This window comes from Romboutsia sp. (genome assembly GCF_051659545.1).
In the GTDB taxonomy this organism is placed as follows: domain Bacteria; phylum Bacillota; class Clostridia; order Peptostreptococcales; family Peptostreptococcaceae; genus JBOFOR01.
On sequence record NZ_JBOFOR010000015.1, the window covers coordinates 1 to 3,138 of the forward strand.

Sequence of the window (3,138 nt, forward strand, 5' to 3'; positions counted from 1 at the left end):
CTTTGCAGTTTTTCCACTATCATCAGTAGTTGCTTTTATTACGCATTCTCCAGTTTTTTTACCAAGAACGCTTCCATTGCCATCAACGATTGCTATATCAGTATTGCTACTTTCCCAATGAATATTTTTATTAATTGCAGTAGATGGAAATATAGAATGAGCTATTTGGTACTCTATTCCCTTTTCAATTATAGCAACTGTATCTTCAAATACTATCCCTTTTACTATGTAGATATCCTCAGTTACATTTACTTCACATCTTGCTATTTTATTTCCATCTTCTGATGTTGCAGTTATAGTAGAATGTCCGTAACCAACAGATACAACTAATCCATTTTCGTTTACTATAGCAACATCTGTATTGGAACTTTTCCATAGTATATTTTTATTAGTAGCATCTTCTGGATATATCTTAGCTTTTAGTTGTATGCTATTTTCCATTTGTTTCTCCTAAGTATTCCTTTATTATATTTATAACTTCATCTCTTTTTACATATTCAATATGCTCATGGCTTGGGTCTAGTATTTCTTGTTTAACTTTTCTTAAAACTTCAAGAACTATATAGTCAACAGAACTTTCTACTACTTCTGGGTCTTTTTCTAATGCCTTTTTAGTGGTAGCAAGTATTGAAGCTTCAACATCATTTAATCCTTTTACGAATACCTGATTTTTGCTTTGTGTTATCTTCATATTTTTCTCCTTCTAAAAAGGGAAGGGTTTCCCCTTCCCTTTTTTTATAATAACTCTATATACTCTCCACAAATGTAAGTGGGTTGGTTGTTGTATTTATAGTCATAAGTTGAAAACCAGTTATTTAAACAGTAACTTACTTTCAATATAGTGCCTTCTTTTAAGCTTCGTACTGGTATATCGTTTGTTTTTCCTCTTTCTTTTCTTACATTAAGACCAGTAGAACCAACATTTACCACTTTGGCTTTTCTATCATAGTCTCCATTTTTATATTGATGGTCATTGTTAGGCAAGCTAGGTGCAGTAGCTCCTATACTTTTGCCAAGTATACCCTCAACTATAGCTTTAGCCATAACCTTGTAGTTGTAAGCTTTACAGTCATCATAATCATCTACGAAACAACATTCTACAAGAATTGCTGGTGCTAGAGTATTTCTTAATACTCCTAAGTCAGTTCTAACTTTAACACCTCTGTTTTTAAACCCTAACTTAGCTACACTATCACATACAGCTTTAGCCTTTTGCCCTGCAAGTCCTTCATTCTTATATACTAGAACCTCAACACCAGTAGTGTTTCCATTTCCTTTTTGGTCTTTAGCTCCACTATTGAAGTGAATTGAAACATCCAAATCAGCTTTGTTTCTCTTAGTTAAATTAACTATTTTGTTGACTACATCACTCTTAGATGAACCATTATTTACAGTGCAATCAAAAGCTTGGTGCCCTTCTTGCTTTAATAACTTTATAACTTCACCACATACATTTCTGTTTTCTGTACTTTCTTTTATAAGTCCTATTGCTCCGCAAGCAGTCTTGCCATCTGGATTATGTCCTGCGTGAATATTATAAGCTCCCATGTTTTTTAACTCCTTCTATCTTTTTAGCATCTTTTAATCCACTTGTAGTTGGATCAACAAACACTCCAAGTATAGCCGCTATTACAGCTATAGTGGTTACTGGATTTGAAAATATATTTTTAATACTCTCAAGCAATAAAACCCAACTAGTTAAAGTATTAAAATCAACATTAGCTGCTGTAAAAAATATACCAACTAACCCTATCCAGAAAAAAGGATTTTTAATTCTTTTGTTCTTTGTCATCTAGCTTGTCCCCCAATAATAGTGAGTTTCTAGTTCTTATTTTTGTAAGAACTTTTTCAGTTACACCTTCTGAATTAGTGTAATCTTCATATATCATAGCAGTATCAGACAATTTTTTATTAGTCTTAATACTGTAGACATCAATTGATTCTAGTTCACTTTCTTTATTAAAGTTAAGAAGTGTTCTATCAGTAGAGCTTTCTACTTTGAATAATCTATCTTCATTTTTGGGATCTCTAAATAGAGTTATTAAATCCTCTGGAGTTTCAATTACTTCTCTATCAAAGTCTGGTCTAAATATGTCTAATTGACTTGATATGTAATCATCTTCATACAATAAAGCCATGCCTTTTATCTTAGTTTTTATTTGTCCTGCTCCTTGCTCTATTAGTGCTTTTATTTTTACACTAGTAGGTAAGCTGTCATTATCTTTTATTGATATAGGAGTCTTGTTATTTGCTTGTATTGGGAATATTTCATTTTTATCTGTAACTAGATAATATCTAATTGCACTATTCTTAGGCACTTCTTGGTCAATTACAAGCATAAAGTTATTCATAGTAGAATTAGCCTTAGAGTTTGTATATATCTCTCTAGTGTAATACTCCGAATACGGACCGTCGCTTCCTGTTTTTATACAAGTATTAACAGGGTCGTGTTGTATATTAATACTTTTTACAAAATCAGAATCAAGCCTGTCCTTAAAGTTATTAAAAAAGCAACTATTAGCGTCTTGTCTATTTTCAAATATAAACATCACTTTATTAAAAAATGTATCGTCATATACGTCAACTATGTCTTTTCTGTCAACGTTCTTATCAACTATCCCTACATTTTTATTTTCAATAGCGCTTTTAATTATTTCTTCTTTTTCTATTAAGTCTCTTCTTGAAATTTTAGTAAAGTTAACATCTCTAGCCATTGCAAACTCCTTAGTATCTTAACTTATTATGATTTCCAATACTATATTCTTTTTTGAATATAGGTACAATAGAATATTTATAATTCTTGATTGTATTGTGAATATACTCTATCTTGTCAACGTGGTATTCTACTTTAATAATATCACTATTACTAAGGCTTGTGTGAATATTTAGAGTATTTATATTGGATACGAAAGTGTATTTTTCTATGCTTAACTTAACTCCATTTATAGTAACAATAACATCTGATGAAGTTCTAGCTAATACTTTATCTTTAAATTCCCATATCTTATTTTCATTATATATAAGTATTTCTTTTTTATTATAATAAACTGGACTCTTTGGATTAGGAATATAATCAACTTTAAATTCTAAATTTTCACCAGTTGTATTATCAGAGTCAACTGCATATAGTTCATATCC

General features: G+C 30.6%; 6 protein-coding genes. All 6 read right to left on the reverse strand.

The annotated features are described in order from the left end of the window. Nucleotides 1-441 (reverse strand): Ig-like domain-containing protein (locus tag ACRC03_RS00580; protein WP_438650598.1); only part of this gene is annotated, 441 nt, incomplete at its 3' end. Beyond that, the gene (locus tag ACRC03_RS00585) at nt 431-691 is read right to left on the reverse strand and encodes a hypothetical protein (protein WP_438650599.1); all 261 of its coding nucleotides are present in this window, start codon (nt 689-691) and stop codon (nt 431-433) included. The genes ACRC03_RS00585 and ACRC03_RS00580, both read right to left, overlap by 11 nt. 44 nt (nt 692-735) lie before the next feature. Beyond that, on the reverse strand, nt 736-1,548 hold the full coding sequence (locus ACRC03_RS00590) for an N-acetylmuramoyl-L-alanine amidase (protein ID WP_438650600.1): 813 nt from the start codon (nt 1,546-1,548) through the stop codon (nt 736-738). After that, nucleotides 1,535-1,792: a phage holin gene (locus ACRC03_RS00595; RefSeq protein WP_438650601.1), complete on the reverse strand. Its 258-nt coding sequence runs from the start codon at nt 1,790-1,792 to the stop codon at nt 1,535-1,537. The genes ACRC03_RS00590 and ACRC03_RS00595 overlap by 14 nt, the downstream gene beginning before the upstream one ends. Further along, a complete protein-coding gene (locus ACRC03_RS00600) occupies nt 1,770-2,714 on the reverse strand; it encodes a hypothetical protein (protein ID WP_438650602.1) in 945 nt (314 codons plus the stop codon). The genes ACRC03_RS00595 and ACRC03_RS00600 overlap by 23 nt, the downstream gene beginning before the upstream one ends. Before the next feature lie 10 nt (nt 2,715-2,724). Next, a partial coding sequence (locus ACRC03_RS00605; protein ID WP_438650603.1) for a hypothetical protein occupies nt 2,725-3,138 on the reverse strand: 414 nt, incomplete at its 5' end.